Source organism: Halobellus inordinatus (genome assembly GCF_024464655.1).
Taxonomy (GTDB): Archaea; Halobacteriota; Halobacteria; order Halobacteriales; family Haloferacaceae; genus Haloquadratum; species Haloquadratum inordinatus.
Window position 1 is genome coordinate 1 of the sequence record NZ_JANHAV010000001.1, and the last position, 17,318, is coordinate 17,318.

Consider the following 17,318-nt stretch of genomic DNA (forward strand, 5'->3'; position numbering starts at 1 on the left):
TGATGCCGCAGTGCCCGCCGAGGACGGCACGTACACGGCACCGATCGGCGACCTGAAAGAGCGGATGGACGCGCTGTCGATGGCCGAAGACGCGTTCGTCGAGCTCATCCTGGCGGATATGCCGCCGCGGCCGGCGAACTACGAGGACATCATCGCGACGAACCTCGGGCAGAACGTGGCCGACGACGAGGAAGCCTTCTCGCTGGAACTCGGCCCCAACAACTGCGCCGCCAGCCAGGAATCGCTCGCCGACGACTGAGACAGACGACCCTAAATCAATACGACTCTAAAATATACGAAATGGTAACAGATCCACTTCCACTACAGATGGCCGCCGAGCTGTTCCCGAACGGGATCAGCCGCTACGCCGTCGGGGGATTCCTCGTCGGCCTCGGCGTGGTCGTCATCTACATCGGCACCGGCATCCCGGCCGGCGCGAGTACGTTCCTCGAGTCGACGCTGTCGTACTTCTCGGGCCAATCGCGGTTCCGGCAGTACGTCTCCTCGCGGAACTGGCGCGTCGTCTTCACGCTGGGCATCATCCTCGGCGCGCTGGCATTCGCCGCGACAGTTCAGTCCGGGCTCATCTCGACATCGCTCTACGAGCCCGGATCGACCGGGACACTGTACGAATTCGCCGGCATCACGCTCTGGACGACAGATGTCCAGCCGTGGCGGCTGTTCGTCGGCGGGATCTTCGTCGGGATCGGGACCCGAATCGGTAAGGGCTGTACGTCGGGTCACGGCGTCTGTGGCGTCGGCTCGGCGTCGAAGACGTCACTTGCCGGCGTGGGAACGTTCCTCCTCGTCGCGATCATAACGGCGCAGGTCGTCGCTGCGCTGGGGGTGAGCCCATGAGCGACCGTCATCCGCTGTTCATCCCGCTGATCCTCGTCGGCGGGCTGATCTTCGGCTTCGGGCTCGGGTTCAGCCATATGGCGCGGCCGGAAGTCGTGCTGAACTTCCTCCAGTTCGACGACCTCGGACTGCCGTTCGTGATGTTCGGCGCGGCGATCGTCTCGGGAATCGCCTTCTGGGCGATGCCTCGGATCCGCGACAGCGCGCCGCTCACCGGGAGTCGGTACGAGCGCCGGCTGAAGCCGTTCGACAAGAACGTCTTGATCGGCGGCGCGGTCTTCGGCGTCGGCTGGGGACTGTCCGGTATCTGCCCGGGCGCGGCCTACGCCAGCCTCGGCGTCGGTAACGTCACGATCCTCTGGGCGCTCGCCGGGATGTTCATCGGTGCGTACATCCAGGGCTACGCGCGCAGCTAAGACGCGCTGTTCTTCCGCGTTCGCGCGGCCCCGAAGTCGCGTCGAAACTGCCGTTCTACGATCCGAGATCCAGCGGAGTGAGTATGACGACTCTGTCGCCGCATTCGGGCGTCAGACGCCACAAGTCTGCCTGCCGTCTGACGCGGTTTTAAGTGTGGTACGAAAGAGCACACGGTTGGGCGCGCACTGACGGCCAAATCAGTTCCCATCCTCCCACCGCGCGCCCAACACGCGGACGTTGCACCCCGGTACACGGCGTCGTCGTCCCCCGCGACGACGCATACAGTTCTCGGTTTCGAGTGTCGACTACGCAGTTGCGCTGTCCGGTCCGAGAAGCGCCGATTTCATCCGTTCGAGGCCGTCCTCCTCGACTACGAGCGCCAACTGGTCACCGGGCTCGATGACCGTCCCCGGGAGCGGAATCGTCATCGGCTCCCGGTCGCGGCCGTGTGCGTAGACGCGGCCGAAGTCGTCGAGGTCGACGTCGTTGACTTTCTGTCCGACCACCGGCGCGTCCTCGGGAATCGTCACCGTCGTCAGCCGCAACTGCTCGGTCAGTTCGCCGATGGCGTTGAAGCTCCCGCCGAGTAGCGCCGTCTTCGCGCCGGCCGCACCGAGGCGTTCCGGGTAGATGACCTCGTCGACGTCTTCGGCGTACCGCTCGTAGATCTCCTCTCTGTAGTCCTCGCTGATCCGCATCGCCACCCGGCACCCGAACTGCTTGCCGATCATACAGGCGGCGAAGTTCGTGTTCGGGTCGCCGGTGAGACCGCCGAGCGCGACCGCGTTCTCGACGCCAGCGCGCTTCAACACCGACTCGTTGCTGCCGTCGCCCTCGACGACCTCGAATCCGGACTCGCGGGCCCGGTCGGCCTTGTCGGGGTCGTTCTCGACGACTACGACCGGGTGGCCCTCCTCGTGGAGAATCCGGGCCGTCCGCGCGCCCACTCGTCCGTACCCAACGATAATGAACGTCATATGACAACGTAACACACTCGGAGTACAAAAGCGTAGACCCGGTCACACCGCGAGCCGCTCCCGGAGCTGTTCGGTCAGTTCGGTGAGGCGTTCGGTTCCGAACAGCGCGACGAGGATCGCGCCGACGGTATCGAAGACGAGATCGAGGATCGTATCTTCGAGTCCGTACTGGACGAGGACGGCCTCGATCCCGAGCGTCGCTGTGGCCTGTCGTGCCGCGAACTCCAGCACTTCCCAGAACACGCCGAGTGCGAGCGTGAACAGCAGCAAGAACAACGAGAGAAACCGCGGCGGGAACGAGACCTCCTCGGAGTGGAGGTCGATCGCCCGCGTCGCAGCGTAGCCCACGGCCGCGACGAGCATCGCCGAGAGCGTGTGCGTCAGGTGGTCGTACCACCAGACCTCCTCGTAGAGACCGACCATTCCCAGCGTGTGCAACGACACGGCGAGCGTCACGACGAACGTCAGTTCCGGGGAGAGGCGAACGTCCCAGTCGCGCTCTAACAGCGCTGGGAGGTACGTGACCGCAAGTGCGACGACGGCGTTGATGATGACGCTGAGGTTCCGCGTCGCGATGCCGTATCCGAGGATGATGGCGACGCTCATCCGCATTCCGCTGGCTGCCTGTCTCGCCGCCTCCGAACGGGATGGCAGCCACATACCCCTCTTAGACGTTCCGTAGTAAAAAGCCCGGCAGGTATTCTGACCTGCCTGCACCAACAGATATGGTATCGAGATACACGCAACGGTCTTAGGGCTCATCGCCCTATGCACCGATGATGATGGCTACCACGCACGCGCTCGCAGGCGTCGTGCTCGCCGTTCTCGTCGGCGTGCTCTTCCCTGGGAGCGCCGCTGGAACCTCGTCGATCCCCATCGCTGCCGCCGCCCTCGGTGGGCTGTTCCCCGACTTCGACCTCTATGCGGGTCACCGTCGGACGCTGCACTTCCCGGTGTACTTCACGGCCGCGGCAGCCGTCGCCGGAGCCGTCGCTGTCGCCGTTCCCACGACGCTCACCGTCGCTGCCGCGCTGTTCCTCGCTGCAGCGGCGCTGCACTCGGGGATGGACGCTCTCGGCGGCGGACTGGAGCTGAAACCGTGGCTCGGGACCTCCGAACGGGCGGTCTACAGCCACTACCACGGCCGCTGGATCCGTCCGCGGCGCTGGATCCGCTACGACGGCGCGCCCGAGGACCTGCTGGCCGCCGCCGTGTTCGCGGTCCCGGCGGTGTACGCCTTCGACGGCGTCGTCGAGACCGCCGTCTTCGTCGCTGTCGGTATCTCTGCAGTGTACGTCCTCCTGCGTAAGCCGATGGTGACCGTCGCCCAGATCGCCGTCGAAGCGCTCCCTCCGCACTTCGTCGACCGGCTCCCGGCCCGGTTCGTCGAGGACTTCCAGTAATTCGCTCTCGATCTGTTCCGTCCACTTTTTCGGCAATTACTTTCGGTTATTCGAAACGCGACCGCTCCTGTTCGCTCCGTCCCCAACCGATATTAGGAGTATGTATGTGTATGTCCAGAAGTATTTTGAGGTAGTGTGTTGTTTACGGGAGTATGTCCTCGAAAAGTGGACTAACGCCGATCGAATCCCATACCGAGTACACGCACACCCGGTTTCGGTGTCCCCGCTGCGGGACCGTGGTACCGAAGGAAGACGAGAGCGCGCTGTGTGTAAAGTGCGAACGGGCGACGAGCGCGTGATCGGTCGGTCAACTCGACTCGTTTTGTCGGAGGCTATTCACTCGACAGCGACGAGTACGGAGCGCACGCGCTCGCAATTCACGGTCGCTGCCGGACGCGACGGCTACAGACTCGAACAGCGCGAAAATACGACGAAGCCTAGGCCGGGATTTGAACCCGGGGTCTCGTCCTTACCAAGGACGCGCTTTACCGCTAAGCTACCCAGGCGCGTTTCTCCGTAGCGCGGATTCGTCTTTAGGCGTTTCGATTCCCGGCGGTGACGTGTGCGATACGAACTCACGCGACAGGTCGGACTTCGGGCGTCAGGAGTCGGTCGCAGAAGAGGGTACGCGGTCGTCCGAACCGCCGCCGACGGTCGACAGCGACGCGATGCGCTCGGTCGTCGACTCCGAGAATGCGGCGTCGGCCGACTGGAGCCGTCCACCGCGGTCGCACTCGCGACCCAACTCCGAGGCGTATTCGAGTACGGCGGGCGAGGGCGTCTCCCCGACGGCCGTCATCCCGACGACGACGGCGAGCGCGAAGACGTCGGCTTCGAGGTTCCGGTCTAAGGCGTCGGCGTCGGCGCCTTCGCCACGTCTGAGCGTCTGATCCCGCCCGAAGGCGCGGACGACGTCGACCGCGCGGTCTGCGGCGTCGGTCCGGGCCAGCAGGTAGAACCCACGCGAGACGAGCACGTCTGCGGCGAGCACGTCGAGGTCGGCGTCGATGTCGCCGCTGACGTCGCTCTCGTCGGTCAGCGTCCAGGGCTCGTCGTGTGCGAGCGACCGTGTGAGCCGTAGCCCCTCGTAGATCAACTGCACGCCGGCGGCGCGCTCTGCGAGCCCATCGGTATCGGTGTCTACTCCGGTTTCGGGTGCGCGAGCGCTCACCAGCGCCAGGACGGCTGGCGTCATCGGCGCAACAGAGAGGCGATCGAACAGCACCTCGCGGAGTCGGTCGGGCTCGATGTCGTCGACCGCCTCGTGCGCGGCGTCACGGACCCGCACGGCGTCGTCCATCGACCACTCCTAGCGGCGGGAACGGCAAAGACCTTTGGAAACCCACCGATCCGCTGGCGGCGCCGGGATGGACGGTGCCGCCCGCCGGTCGTCTGCACGGTCGCGAGACGGCTCAACGCCTGATGGTATGGTATCTCTTAGGTCGGTCGTTTGAACCCCGGGCCGGCACCCGGATTTGCGGCGCGGAACGCTCGCCACAGTTACTGCCGGTAGTCGGCCTCGACGTCGACCGCACCACCGTTCCGAGACGCTTTTCGGAACTGAACCCAACAGAGCAGTATGTTCACCGGCATCGTCGAGACGACGGGCACCGTCGTCGAGGCAACCGACGACGAGGGCGGCCGCCGCATCCGCATCGAACCGGACGAGGGGGCCGAGTACTCGGATCTCCACCACGGCCAGTCGATCGCCGTCAGCGGCGTCTGTCTGACCGTCGAAGCGTTCCAGACCGATCCCGCCCAGTTCGAGGTGTTTCTCGCCGCAGAGACCGTCGCAAAGACCTATCTGGGAACGGTCGCGGCGGGCGATCGCGTGAACCTCGAACGCGCCCTCGCCGCCGACGGCCGCTTCGACGGCCACCTCGTACAGGGTCACGTCGACACGACGACCGAAGTCACGGGTATCGAGCGCGTCGGCGACGACTGGGTGTTCGAGTTCGACCTTCCAGAATCGATCGCGCGCTACGTCGTCGCGAAGGGGTCGATCGCACTCGACGGTATCAGCCTCACCGTCGCCGAGCGCGGTCCCGAGCGCTTCGGCGTCGCGATCATCCCGACGACGTACGAGTTGACGACGCTCTCGGAGAAGTCGGTCGGCGATCCGATCCACGTCGAGGTCGACGTGGTCGCGAAGTACGTCGAACAGATGGTGTCTGGGTACGCCGACGCCCTCAGCGACGACTGACGCCGTTCGGATTTCCCTACTCGAATTCGGTCAACTCAGAGTCGAAGTCCGACTCGGTCGTTTTCGGCGCGTGCGCCCGCTTGTAGCTGTCCCGATACCGCCGGATCTTCCGCAGCAGAAACAGCCCGAAGATGCCGTCGTAAATGATGACGTAGACCAGGTACGGCGCCAGCCCCGTGAAGCCGGTCGCGATCGAGATAGCCGCTGTGCCGATTCCGACGGTCGTGTTGTACGTCGCGTGGACGAACGACGCGAGTAAGATTCCCTTGACGACGATCGGGCCGCGCTTGCCGGGGTTGAACTTCGCGAGCCCGAGGTAGTAGCCGGCGATCGCCGAGTAGATCACGTGTCCCGGTCCCGCGAGCGCCCGGACGGCGGTGATCCCGCCACCGGCGCCGATGAGCCCGAGCCCGAGGTCGAGGCCCTGATTCGGGAGTTGGCGAGTGATGTAGAGCGCGTTCTCGATGACGGCGAAGCCGAGGCCGGCCATCGCGCCGTAGACCGTCCCGTCGAGGACGGCGTCGAAGCGGGCGTCGGTGTAGGCGTACAGCCGCACGGCCAGGAGCTTCACGGTCTCTTCGACCGGCCCGACGACGAGGAAGAAGAACAGCGCCGAACCCAAGAATCCGAGGACGCGGAAGTACGGCTGGAGGACGGTGTTGAGCACGGCGGCGAAGTTCGCCGTCAACACGCCGAGGAGGAACGTCGCGACCAGGAGCGACAGCGGCTCGCTGGAGGTCACGTCCGTCGAGTAGACGTACGCCGCCAGTCCGATCGCGGGGATCGCCGAGAGGACCGTGAGCAGCCCCGTCTGCGGATCGGTCAAGGCCGCGAACCCGCCGATCCCGAGCAGAAGGAGAAACGCGAACAACACCACGGCGAGGCGGGCGGATCCGGCGACGACCCGCCAGATCAGCGCTGCGGCTCTGTCGACCAGCGTTCGCTCCTCCCACGTCGCGACGTCGTAGAGGTCCTGCGAGCCGTCGGACGCCTCCTCGACCGGATCCCGTCGCCTCGTCATCGACGGCGGCTTCACACCCCGCTACCTAAGGTCTTCGGCCCCTGGCAGCTCACAGCGAGTCTCACTCACCTGCGCGGCCGACAGGCTGGATTCAAAACCCGCCCGCTCCTAGCGACGCGTACCGATGCACTTCGACCAGCGGACACAGGCTGCGCTACAGGACGTCGGACTCTCTCGCGAGGACATCCGCGAGGCGTCACAGCTCGTCTCGGCGGCCGTCGAGCGCGACGCCGCCGACCTCCGCGAGTTCTTCGAGTGCGACGTCGTCTACTCCGATATGGAGAAGGCACACAGCACCGACGACATCCACGAACACGACGTCGAGTTCCTCGACCTCTTCACGCACGGGAGCGACCTCCGCGGGTACCTCCGCTTCGACACCTGGGGCGTCCCGGTCGAGGACGGGCGTATTCTCTCCGAGGAGGTCGTCGAGCTCTCGCTCGGTCCGACCGTCCACGACCGCGTCCGGTTCGCCCACGACGAGGACGCGTTGCGATGAGCCGGCCGGAGGATCTGCGCCGATGAGCGACGACGAGCACGGGGGCGAGCGTGCCGACGCGGCCGCCAACGATGCCACTGCCGACGCGGCCGCCAACGATGCCACCGACGTGGCGAACGTCCGCGTCCGCGGCATCTACACCACCGCCGTCACGCATCTGCTCCTCGACGCGGGCCACGCGGTCGTCCAGGCCTCCGAGCCGATCCGCGAGCGGTTCGACGCCGACTTCGACGACGCGAGCCACGAGGTGACGGTCGCGACGACGAGCGACCGGCAAGGAGTGGGTGTCCACGGCGACGCCGACGCCGTCGCGACCGTCGACGGCGAACTCCGGGCGGTCGGCCGCGACACGTTCGCGTGGGACGATCCGACGCCGCCGGGCGCGGTCTTCGACGCCCGCGTCACGGACACGCTCGGTTCCGGTGCGATCTGTGATCTCGGAGACGCCGAGGGATTCCTCCCGTACAGCGACACCGACGAGTACGTCGACGAGGGTGACACCGTCCGCGTGCAGGTCCGCGAGAGCGCGCCGCCGTGGGTCGACCACCGCGCGCAACTCGGCACCGAGATCCGGGCCGACGGCGGCCTCGCGTCGCTCGTTCGCGGCCGCGACGGCGTCACGGTCGACACCCGCGACGACGCCGCCGGGCGCGAACTCGCCGGGATGACCGAGTTCCTCTCGGTCGAGATACCCGACGGCTGGGGCATCGAGTGGTCCCACGCCGCCACCCGCGCCGATATGGACGCGCTCGAAGCCGCACTCGAACGCGCCGTCGACCGGACGGACGCACTCACCGCGGCGCTCGACGAGCCGTCCCAGTCCGACGGAACGGAGGTCGGCCTCCACGCCGCGCCGACAACCGGCCGCTGGCTGTGGTTCGGCCGCGAGTCGCGCTTCGCGCTCGACGGCGCCCGCCGCGCGGTCGCCGCGACGATGCCGGGCCACCACCGGACGAAGGCCGCGAGCGAATCCGCCAGCGCCGGCGTCGATCTCGCGGAGGCGCTGTGCGGCCCCGGTGAGGGAAGCGAGTTCCCGTTCGAGGTCGTGACCCGGCAGTTCGGCCCCGTCGAGGGTGACTTCGTCGAGATCGAGCACGGGAAACCCGATGGCCGGGCGTTCTCGCTCGGCCGGGGCGAAGTCACCGACTGGGACGCAGACGGGACGATCGCCGTGACGCGGACGCTCTCGGGCGGCGGCACCTACGACGCGCTCGGAACGACGCGCGAGGACGGCGACACCGCGCTGACGAAATTCCGCGAGGGCCGCTGGTGGTACCCGACCGTCTACCGGAGCGCCGACGGCGACGCGAAAGGCACCTACGTCAACGTCTGTACGCCCGTCGAGTGCTTCCCCGACGAGATCCGGTACGTCGACCTCCACGTCGACGTCGTGAAACACCCCGACGGCACGGTCGAGCGCGTCGACGACGACGAACTCGACGCGGCGGTCGACGCGGGGCTGGTCCCGGACGCGGCCGCGGAGAAAGCGCGGTCGGTAGCGACGAGTCTGGAACGCGCGCTCTCGGATTGAACTGGCGCGCGGATGCTACCCCGGTCGTCGCGGGTGGATGCCGACCCATTGGTTCGGTTCCACATCACACGATCGACCCCTCTGACGGCCGTTTCTCCCCGTTCACGGACGATTTATGCTCTCACAGCGAGTAGAGAACAGCAACTTTATCAGTCGCTCGCGGCGAATTGCTCCCAAGATTACTCTCTAGGAGGTCAATGGTGACACAACAAACACAACAACCGGAGGTGAACATCGGGCTCGTCGGTCACGTCGACCACGGGAAGACGACGCTCGTGCAGGCGCTGTCCGGATCGTGGACGGACCAGCACTCCGAGGAGATGAAGCGCGGCATCTCCATCCGACTTGGGTACGCTGACGCCACGTTCCGGCAGATTCCCGGCGTCGACGCGCCGGAGTGCTACACGGTCGACGAGACCGGCCCAGACGGCGAGGAGACAGAGGTACTCAGAACGGTCTCGTTCGTCGACGCGCCGGGCCACGAGACGCTGATGGCGACGATGCTCTCGGGCGCGGCCATTATGGACGGGGCCGTGCTCGTCGTGAGCGCGACCGAGGACGTCCCGCAGGCCCAGACCGAAGAGCACCTGATGGCGCTCGACATCATCGGGATCGAGAACATCGTCATCGCACAGAACAAGATCGACCTCGTCGACCGCGAGCGCGCGGTCGAGTCCTACGAGCAGATCAAGGAGTTCGTCTCCGGCACCGTCGCCGAGGACGCGCCGATCGTCCCCGTCAGCGCGCAACAGGAAGTGAACATCGACCTCCTCATCGACGCCATCGAGCGGGAGATCCCGACTCCCGAGCGCGACGAGACGGAGTCCCCGCGGCTCTTCGCCGCGCGCTCGTTCGACATCAACCGCCCGGGCACGACCTGGGAGGACCTCTCCGGCGGCGTCGTCGGCGGGTCGGTCGTGCAGGGCAAACTCGCCACGGGCGAGGAACTCGAACTGCGCCCCGGCCGCGAGGTCGAGGAGGGCGGCTCCTCGGAGTGGCAGCCGATCACGACCGAGATTCGCTCGCTGCAGGCCGGCGGCCGCTCCGTCGAGGAGGTCCGCCCCGGCGGTCTCTGCGGCATCGGGACCGGACTCGACCCGAGCCTCACGAAGGGCGACGCACTGGCCGGCCAGGTCGCGGGCGAGCCCGGGACGCTACCGCCGACGCGCGAGAAGTTCACGATGGACGTCGAACTGCTCGACCGGATCGTCGGCGAGGACGAGGGCAGCGTCGAGGAGATCTCGACCGGCGAACCGCTGATGCTCACCGTCGGGACCGCGACGACCGTCGGCTCGGTCACGAGCGCTCGCTCCGGCGAGGCCGAGGTGGCGCTGAAGCGCCCCGTCTGCGCCGAATCCGGCTCGAAGATCGCCATCAACCGCCGCGTCGGCGCTCGCTGGCGACTCATCGGAATCGGAACGCTGCAGTGATCACCGCGAGCGACGCCGCGCGCCGGACGACGAACTGACGCGGAGAGCCACGAGATGACGCCGGGACCCCACGAGACGATGACGACGGTAATACTCGACACGAACGCGCTGATGATGCCGGTCGAACTCGACGTCCGGATCTTCGACGAGCTCGACCGCCTCGTCGGCGCGGACGCGGATCTGGTCACCACCAGATCGGTCGTCACCGAGCTGGAGAAGCTCAGCGAGTCGGGCAACGGCGCCGAGGCGACGGCCGCGAGCGTCGGTCGGGACCTCGTCTCGCGGTGTCGCATCGTCGAGACCGGCGAATCGTACGCCGACGACGCAGTGGTCGAACTGGCGGAAGCCGAGGGCGATTACGTCCTCACGAACGACAGGCCGCTCCGGGACCGATTGCTCGAACGCGGAATTCGCGTAATCGGTTTAAGGGGCCGAAACACATTGGAAATAACAGAACCATAACGTATGTACAAACGGGTACGACTCAAAGACACAGTCGAGGTGCCGCCAGCGCACCTCGCGGACGTGACGCCACAGCGGGTCAAGCGGCTCCTGCAGGACAAACTCGAAGGACGGATGGACGAAGACGTCGGCAGCGTCGTCAGCGTCATCGACGTCCACGACATCGGCGAGGGGACGGTACTCCCCGGCCGCGCCGGCGTCTACTACGAGGCGGAGTTCGACGCGATCACCTTCGATCCCTCGATGCAGGAGGTCGTCGACGGCGAGGTCGTCGAGGTCGTCGAGTTCGGCGCCTTCGTCGGCATCGGGCCGGTCGACGGGCTACTCCACGTCTCGCAGATCTCCGACGAGTATCTCGCCTACGACGGCGAGAACCAGCAGCTCGCGTCCACCGAATCGAACCGGACGCTCAGCGTCGGCGACTCCGTCCGCGTGCGGGTCGTCACGAAGAGCATCGACGAGCGCAACCCGCGCGACTCGAAGATCGGCCTCACCGCGAAACAGCCCGGTCTCGGCAAGCACGGGTGGCTCGAAGCCGACCGACAGGCCAACACCGCCACGACCGAGGCGGAGGGAACGTAGATGGCGGAGTCCCGTCTCGCCTGCCGGGAGTGCCACTACATCAACCACGCCGACGCGCAGGCGTGTGAAAACTGCGGATCCAGCAGCCTCACCGAGGACTGGGCGGGCTACGTCGTCATCACGCATCCCGAGCAATCGGAGATCGCCGAGGAGATGAACGTCAGGGAACCGGGCGGCTACGCGCTGAAGGTCCGCTGAACGGATGCTCACCCTGCCAGCGGAGCTGCGTGGCGCGTTCAAAGAGCCGTTCGGCCCCGTCTACGAGGACGCCGAGGCGTTGCTGGCTGACGCCGGACGCCCGGTGATCGCCGTCGGCGACGTCGTCACCTACCACCTCCGGCAGGCCGGCCATATCCCCGCCGTCGCGCTCGTCGATGGCCGGACTGAACGCGAGGCGGTCGACGAGGAGATCAGCGACGCGCTCTCGGACCCCGAGCACCGTCGGGCGGTCGAAAACGCCCCCGGCGTCATCTCCGAAGACCTGCTCGTTGCGCTCGTCGACGCCCTCGACGCCGACGCCCCCATCACAATCGTCGTCGACGGTGAGGAGGACCTCGCGGCGCTTCCAGCCGTTCTCGCCGCCCCGACGGGCGCGACAGTCGTCTACGGCCAGCCCGGAGAGGGGATGGTCCGCGTCGAGGTGACGGCCGACGCGAAAGCCGAGATGCGCTCGCTGTTCGAGCGGATGGAAGGCGACGTCGACGCCGCGCTGGCGACGCTCGGCGTCGAGGACTGACCCGACTCCGACGCCGTGACTGTCGCGGCGATGACAACAGCCGGTGGTCTGAGCTACTGACTCCGATTGCCAATTCCGGCACGGGATCGGAAACGCGTCGTGAAAACGGCCTCTCGACCGATTTTCTCACCGCTCTACCCCTTCGAAATCCTTTTACTCCTTTCGGATGGATGGTAGAACAACTGAACCATGGAAATCGACATTATCTCCGAGGACGAGAACCCGATGTTGCATCGGTCCGACGTCCGGTTCGAGATCGTTCACGAGGATGCGACGCCGTCTCGACTCTCCGTTCGCGACAGTCTCGCGGCGAAACTCAACAAGGATTCCGACGAGGTCGTCGTCCACGAACTCGATACGAAGTTCGGGATGCGAAAGACCGTCGGCTACGCGAAGGTCTACGACTCCCCGGATTTCGCCCGCGACATCGAGCAGGATTATATGCTCGACCGGAACAAGATCGAGGCCGAGGAAGGCGGCGAAGCGGAAGCCGAAGAAGCCTGATTCGGTCCTAACGAGTACTTTTTTCGATGCGAATCGTCGGAATCGAAGGAACCGCGTGGGCCGCTAGCGCCGCGCTCTACGACACCGAGACCGACGAGGTCGTCATCGAATCCGATCCCTACCAGCCCGACAGCGGCGGTATTCATCCGCGCGAGGCGGCCGAACATATGGGCACGGCCATCCCCGACGTCGTCGCGACGGTTCTCGATCAGGCCGCCGAAACCGCCGGTGGCGACGGTCTCGACGTCGACGCCGTGGCGTTCTCCCGCGGACCCGGTCTCGGCCCGTGTCTCCGCATCGTCGGGACTGCGGCGCGTGCCCTCGCCCAGACGCTCTCGGTCCCGCTGGTCGGCGTCAACCATATGGTCGCCCACCTGGAGATCGGTCGGCACCAGTCCGGCTTCGACTCGCCGGTCTGTCTGAACGCTTCGGGGGCGAACGCACACTTGCTCGGCTATCACAACGGCCGGTACCGCATCCTCGGCGAGACGATGGACACCGGCGTCGGCAACGCCATCGACAAATTCACGCGCCATCTCGATTGGTCCCATCCCGGCGGGCCGAAGGTCGAACAGCGGGCGAAAGACGGCGACTACTACGACCTCCCGTACGTCGTCAAGGGGATGGATTTCTCGTTTTCGGGCATTATGTCCGCGGCGAAAGACGCCGTCGACGACGGCGTCCCGGTCGAAGACGTCTGCGCCGGCCTCCAGGAGACGATCTTCGGGATGCTGACGGAGGTCGCAGAGCGGGCGCTGTCGCTGACGGGGACGGACGAACTCGTCCTCGGCGGCGGCGTCGGGCAGAATGCGCGGCTCAGAGCGATGCTCGCGTCGATGTGCGAACAGCGCGGCGCGGACTTCTACGCGCCGGAACCGCGGTTCCTGCGGGACAACGCGGGGATGATCGCGGTGCTCGGCGCGAAGATGTATGCCGCCGGCGACACCCTCGACGTCGCCGATTCCTCCGTCGACCCCAACTTCCGACCCGACGAGGTGCCCGTCACGTGGCGCGGCGAGGAGGAGTCGGTCGTCAGAGACCCCAGCGCGTCGGGGACGATCCGCGGCGCGGAGGCGACAGTCACCTTCGAGGACGACCGGGTGATCAAACGCCGCGTACCCAAAGCGTACCGCCACCCGGCGCTCGACGAACGTCTCCGTGCCGAGCGGACCCGCGCGGAGGCGCGCCTGACCAGCGCTGCCCGCCGCGTCGGCGTCCCGACGCCAGTCGTGTACGACATCGACCCGCAGGACGGCACGCTCGTCTTCGAGTACGTCGGCCACGACGACCTCGCGGCGGCGCTCACGGTCGATCGGTGCCGCGCCGTCGGCCGCCACCTCGCGGCGATCCACGACGCGGGCTTCGTCCACGGCGATCCTACGACCCGAAACGTCCGCGTCGGCGAGGAGCGGACGTACCTCGTCGATTTCGGTCTCGGCTACCACACCGGGCACGTCGAGGATCACGCGATGGATCTCCACGTGTTCAAACAGAGCGTCGCGGGGACGGCGGCCGAGTCCGCACCCCTGCTCGACGCCTTCGAGGCGGGCTACGCCGCTGCGGGCGACGCAGAGGTCCGTACCCGGCTTCGAGCGATCGAAGGACGCGGCCGGTATCAGTAACGGCCTCGATGGCGGGTCGACCGCCCTCGAGGCGCGAAGCGGAAATCGCCCAACGCGGCAACACGATGCCAAAACGATTTATTAGAGCCCGGCGTATGCTGTCGTATGGTAGACAAACCGAAACAGGGTGAGATTCTCGGGATCCCGTACAACTTCGAGCGCCCCTCGCTCGGCCGGATGCTGTCGTCGTACTGGCGGCCCGGCAAGGGAATGCTCGTGAAGAAGCCGTTCGGCATCGGCTACACGCTCAACCTCGCGAACTGGCGCTCGTGGGTCGCACTCGTCGTCGTCGGCGGACTGCTCTGGCAGGAGCAGAAGTCCCGCAGCGACGCCGAGGAAGCCGACGAGGACGAGGGCGGCCCGGTCGAAGTCATCGTCGACTGACCGTTCCACTTTCGACGCCGCCGTCGCCGCGTCGTCGCACCGCAGCGGACGGACGCGACGCGGAACCGACGACGCTTTCTCCCGACCCACCCGACCTCGGAGCGAATGCTCCGATACGTCACTACCAACGCGGGCAAGGTGCGCGAGGCCCGCGAGTATCTCGACGGCGTCGAGCAACTGAACTACGACTACACCGAGGTCCAGGCTTCGGATCTCGGCCCCATCGCGGCCCGCGGCGCCCGGGAAGCGTACCGCTACGTGGGCGAGCCGGTACTTGTCGACGACGCCGGCTTGTTCGTCGAAGGGTTCGAGGGTTTCCCCGGTCCGTACTCCTCGTACGTTGAGGAGACGCTCGGTATCGACGCCGTCCAGCGACTCGTCGCTACCGAGATCGACGCCCCGCGCCGGGCTTCCTTCCAGTGCGTGCTGGCGTACTGCGACGGCGACGACTTCGCGGCGTCGCCCGACCCCGTCGACCGCGCGGACCGCAGCGCCGCCGCGGCCGCTGGGGCGGCATCTGTCGACGAAGACGGCAATGGCGACGCCGCAGCGGACGCCGACGCACTCCCCGTGAAACTGTTCCGTGGCTCCGTCCGCGGCCGGATCGTCGAACCGCGCGGTGAGGGCGGCTTCGGCTACGATCCGATCTTCGAACACGACGGGACGACGTTCGCAGAGATGACCGCCGACGAGAAGAACGCCGTCTCACACCGCGGCCGCGCCTTCGCGAAGTTCGCCGAGTGGTTCGAAGGCCGCGCGCCCTGACGCCGCCGCTGTCTCGGCTGTCGCCGGCTGACCGATTCTGTTCGAGGCAGCTGTCCACGCCACGTATCGAATCTGATAGCGAGAGGCAAACGTTGATTTAGACAGCTATCTCTCGGCAAATTCTGTTTTCATCTGATGAGAACGCAATGATAGGCTTATGGGATGCGTCCAGAGACGGTAGGGTATGTATCTGCTCGAACCGTACGAACGGCTCCTGTGGGGGACGATGGACGTCCTCGGCGTCTCCCGCTCGGTCGCCCGGAAGGTGCACGTCGCGGTCGGGATCCAGTTCGCGATCTCGGTCGCACAGGCGGCGCTTCCGTGGATTGCCAGCGGGGAGACGCAGACGCTCTTGTCGGCGCTGCTCCTCGTCGGCGCGGTCGTCGCGTTCCTCAATACGGTCCTGATCGTCCGGCGCGACGTCGTCACGCCGATCGACCAGCTCTCGAGGTCCGCGTCCGCCGTCGCGGCCGGTGATCTCTCGACGTCGCCACCGACGACCGACGGCGACGACGAGGTCGCCCAACTGGTCGAAGACTTCGGAGATATGCACGAGCACCTCCAACTCGTGTCCGCGCAGGCGACGGCGATGGCGGATCGAGAGTTCGACGACCCGGTGCTCGAGGAACGACTTCCGGGCGAGTTCGGCGACTCGCTCGGCCGGATGGCCTCAGACCTCACGACGCACACGCGGGCGCTCCAGCAGTTGGTCGACGCCTTCGGCGAGGCGACCGAGCGCGCCCGCGAGGGCGACCTCACGGCGCTGATGCCCGCCGAGGAACTCGCCGCTGAGGACGACCGCTACGGCGAAGTCGCCCGCTCGTACAACGAGTTCCTCCGGACGCTCTCGGCGACGCTCGGCGACGTCCAGACGTTCGCCGACCAGGTCGCAGAGATGAGTTCGGACGCTCAAACGCACGTCCGGCGTGCGACCGAAGCGAGCGAGGCCGTCGCGGCCGCGGTCGACGAGATCGAAGCCGGCGCCGACGAACAGACCGAACACCTCCAGACGGTCGCCTCGGAACTCTCGACGCTCTCGGCGACCGTCGAGGAGATCGCCGCTTCTGCGGACGAGGTCGCGGGGACCGCAGAGCGCGCCGCCGAACGCGGACGCGCCGGCCGCGACGTCGCCACGACGGCGATGGAAGAACTCGACGCCGCCGAGGCCCGGATCGAAGAGACGGCGGCAGCGATGGAGGAACTAGCGGCACACATCGAGGAGATCGACGAGATCGCCGAGTTCATCGACTCGGTCGGCTCCCAGACCGATCTGCTCGCGATCAACGCCTCGATCGAGGCGGCCCACGCCGGCTCCGCCGGTGACGGCTTCGGCGTCGTCGCCGAGGAGGTCAAATCGCTGGCCGAGGAGACCCGCGAGTCCGCCGACGAGGTCTCGACGCTCATCGAAGACGTCACCGAGCGCTCCGAGGAGACGCTCGCGACCGTTCACGAGACCGACCAGCAGGTGAAATCCAGCGTCGAGACCGTCGCGGAGGCCATCGAGGAGTTCGAGTCGATCGTCGACGACGTCGAGGGAATCGACGCGAGCATCCGTGAAGTGAGCAACGCGACCGACCAGCAGGCGGACTCCTCGCAGGACGTCGCCGCCCGCGTCGACGAGGTCGCGAACATCTCCGAGGAGACGACCGCACAGACCGCCGCGGCCGTCGAGGACGCGACCCAGCAGTCCGAGTCGCTCACCGAACTCGAAACGCAGGCAGATCAGCTCTGCGAACGCGCGAACAACCTCGACGACCTCGTCGACTCCTTCGAGATCCTCGAGGAACACCGCGACGAAGGGTTCGAGTGGACGGAGCAACCTGTCAGCGACGCCGACGGCTCCGTGGATGCCGGAGGCCCCGCCGCTAGCGCGGCCTCTGACGACTGACTTCGACCACCTCGTTTTGTCTCGCCGCTGATTGGT

20 protein-coding genes, 1 tRNA gene and 1 pseudogene are annotated in these 17,318 nt (G+C 66.7%); 17 read left to right on the forward strand and 5 right to left on the reverse strand.

Annotation, left to right across the window (positions count from 1 at the left end):
• From NO347_RS00005 to NO347_RS00015, 3 genes and pseudogenes are all read left to right on the forward strand, one after another.
• Positions 1-259 (forward strand): annotated as a pseudogene (locus NO347_RS00005) (MBL fold metallo-hydrolase); the annotation flags it as partial.
• A 41-nt stretch (positions 260-300) separates the two neighbouring features.
• The gene (locus tag NO347_RS00010; RefSeq protein ID WP_256287711.1) at positions 301-858 is read left to right on the forward strand and encodes a YeeE/YedE family protein; all 558 of its coding nucleotides are present in this window, start codon (positions 301-303) and stop codon (positions 856-858) included.
• A complete protein-coding gene (locus NO347_RS00015) occupies positions 855-1,274 on the forward strand; it encodes a YeeE/YedE family protein (protein ID WP_256287712.1) in 420 nt (139 codons plus the stop codon). The genes NO347_RS00010 and NO347_RS00015 overlap by 4 nt, the downstream gene beginning before the upstream one ends.
• Before the next feature lie 306 nt (positions 1,275-1,580).
• Here NO347_RS00015 and NO347_RS00020 read toward each other — a convergent pair whose 3' ends face one another.
• Complete coding sequence (locus tag NO347_RS00020; RefSeq protein WP_256287713.1) at positions 1,581-2,252, reverse strand: potassium channel family protein; 672 nt, start codon at positions 2,250-2,252, stop codon at positions 1,581-1,583.
• A 42-nt stretch (positions 2,253-2,294) separates the two neighbouring features.
• Positions 2,295-2,912 (reverse strand): DUF2238 domain-containing protein, encoded by a 618-nt coding sequence (locus tag NO347_RS00025; protein ID WP_256287714.1) that lies wholly within the window; start codon positions 2,910-2,912, stop codon positions 2,295-2,297.
• Between the two features lie 119 nt (positions 2,913-3,031).
• On the opposite strand from NO347_RS00025, the gene NO347_RS00030 reads away from it, so the two are divergent.
• Entirely contained in the window at positions 3,032-3,655 is a 624-nt protein-coding gene (locus NO347_RS00030) for a metal-dependent hydrolase (RefSeq protein WP_256287715.1), read from the forward strand.
• Between the two features lie 434 nt (positions 3,656-4,089).
• On the opposite strand, the gene NO347_RS00035 is transcribed toward NO347_RS00030, so the two are convergent.
• Positions 4,090-4,161, reverse strand: a tRNA-Thr gene (locus NO347_RS00035).
• A gap of 95 nt (positions 4,162-4,256) precedes the next feature.
• Positions 4,257-4,955, reverse strand: coding sequence for a DUF7114 family protein (locus NO347_RS00040; protein WP_256287716.1), 699 nt, complete (start codon positions 4,953-4,955; stop codon positions 4,257-4,259).
• A 279-nt stretch (positions 4,956-5,234) separates the two neighbouring features.
• Here NO347_RS00040 and NO347_RS00045 point away from each other — a divergent pair, with 279 nt between their 5' ends.
• A complete protein-coding gene (locus tag NO347_RS00045) occupies positions 5,235-5,858 on the forward strand; it encodes a riboflavin synthase (protein ID WP_256287717.1) in 624 nt (207 codons plus the stop codon).
• 16 nt (positions 5,859-5,874) lie between these two features.
• Here NO347_RS00045 and NO347_RS00050 read toward each other — a convergent pair whose 3' ends face one another.
• Positions 5,875-6,879 carry a PrsW family intramembrane metalloprotease gene (locus NO347_RS00050; RefSeq protein WP_256287718.1) on the reverse strand — a complete coding sequence of 335 codons (1,005 nt, stop codon included), beginning with the start codon at positions 6,877-6,879 and terminating at the stop codon, positions 5,875-5,877.
• A 124-nt stretch (positions 6,880-7,003) separates the two neighbouring features.
• On the opposite strand from NO347_RS00050, the gene NO347_RS00055 reads away from it, so the two are divergent.
• From NO347_RS00055 to NO347_RS00110, 12 genes are all read left to right on the forward strand, one after another.
• Positions 7,004-7,378 (forward strand): DUF7532 family protein, encoded by a 375-nt coding sequence (locus tag NO347_RS00055; RefSeq protein ID WP_121569039.1) that lies wholly within the window; start codon positions 7,004-7,006, stop codon positions 7,376-7,378.
• A gap of 22 nt (positions 7,379-7,400) precedes the next feature.
• Positions 7,401-8,909, forward strand: coding sequence for a ribonuclease FAU-1 family protein (locus tag NO347_RS00060; RefSeq protein ID WP_256287719.1), 1,509 nt, complete (start codon positions 7,401-7,403; stop codon positions 8,907-8,909).
• A 200-nt stretch (positions 8,910-9,109) separates the two neighbouring features.
• Positions 9,110-10,339: a translation initiation factor IF-2 subunit gamma gene (locus NO347_RS00065; RefSeq protein ID WP_256287720.1), complete on the forward strand. Its 1,230-nt coding sequence runs from the start codon at positions 9,110-9,112 to the stop codon at positions 10,337-10,339.
• 54 nt (positions 10,340-10,393) lie between these two features.
• Positions 10,394-10,801, forward strand: a complete 408-nt coding sequence (locus NO347_RS00070; RefSeq protein ID WP_256287721.1) for a type II toxin-antitoxin system VapC family toxin — start codon at positions 10,394-10,396, stop codon at positions 10,799-10,801.
• Positions 10,802-10,804: 3 nt separating this feature from the next.
• A complete protein-coding gene (locus NO347_RS00075; protein ID WP_121569035.1) occupies positions 10,805-11,383 on the forward strand; it encodes a DNA-directed RNA polymerase in 579 nt (192 codons plus the stop codon).
• On the forward strand, positions 11,384-11,581 hold the full coding sequence (spt4, locus tag NO347_RS00080; RefSeq protein ID WP_121569034.1) for a transcription elongation factor subunit Spt4: 198 nt from the start codon (positions 11,384-11,386) through the stop codon (positions 11,579-11,581). It begins immediately after the preceding gene.
• Positions 11,582-11,585: 4 nt separating this feature from the next.
• Positions 11,586-12,119, forward strand: coding sequence for a GTP-dependent dephospho-CoA kinase family protein (locus NO347_RS00085; RefSeq protein ID WP_256287722.1), 534 nt, complete (start codon positions 11,586-11,588; stop codon positions 12,117-12,119).
• A 189-nt stretch (positions 12,120-12,308) separates the two neighbouring features.
• Positions 12,309-12,623 carry a 30S ribosomal protein S24e gene (locus NO347_RS00090; RefSeq protein WP_121569032.1) on the forward strand — a complete coding sequence of 105 codons (315 nt, stop codon included), beginning with the start codon at positions 12,309-12,311 and terminating at the stop codon, positions 12,621-12,623.
• A 26-nt stretch (positions 12,624-12,649) separates the two neighbouring features.
• Complete coding sequence (locus tag NO347_RS00095; RefSeq protein ID WP_256287723.1) at positions 12,650-14,245, forward strand: bifunctional N(6)-L-threonylcarbamoyladenine synthase/serine/threonine protein kinase; 1,596 nt, start codon at positions 12,650-12,652, stop codon at positions 14,243-14,245.
• 105 nt (positions 14,246-14,350) lie between these two features.
• A complete protein-coding gene (locus tag NO347_RS00100) occupies positions 14,351-14,629 on the forward strand; it encodes a DUF5808 domain-containing protein (protein WP_256287724.1) in 279 nt (92 codons plus the stop codon).
• Between the two features lie 105 nt (positions 14,630-14,734).
• Positions 14,735-15,394 carry a non-canonical purine NTP pyrophosphatase gene (locus NO347_RS00105; protein WP_256287725.1) on the forward strand — a complete coding sequence of 220 codons (660 nt, stop codon included), beginning with the start codon at positions 14,735-14,737 and terminating at the stop codon, positions 15,392-15,394.
• Between the two features lie 184 nt (positions 15,395-15,578).
• On the forward strand, positions 15,579-17,282 hold the full coding sequence (locus NO347_RS00110) for a methyl-accepting chemotaxis protein (protein WP_256287726.1): 1,704 nt from the start codon (positions 15,579-15,581) through the stop codon (positions 17,280-17,282).
• The last annotated feature ends 36 nt before the right edge of the window (positions 17,283-17,318 follow it).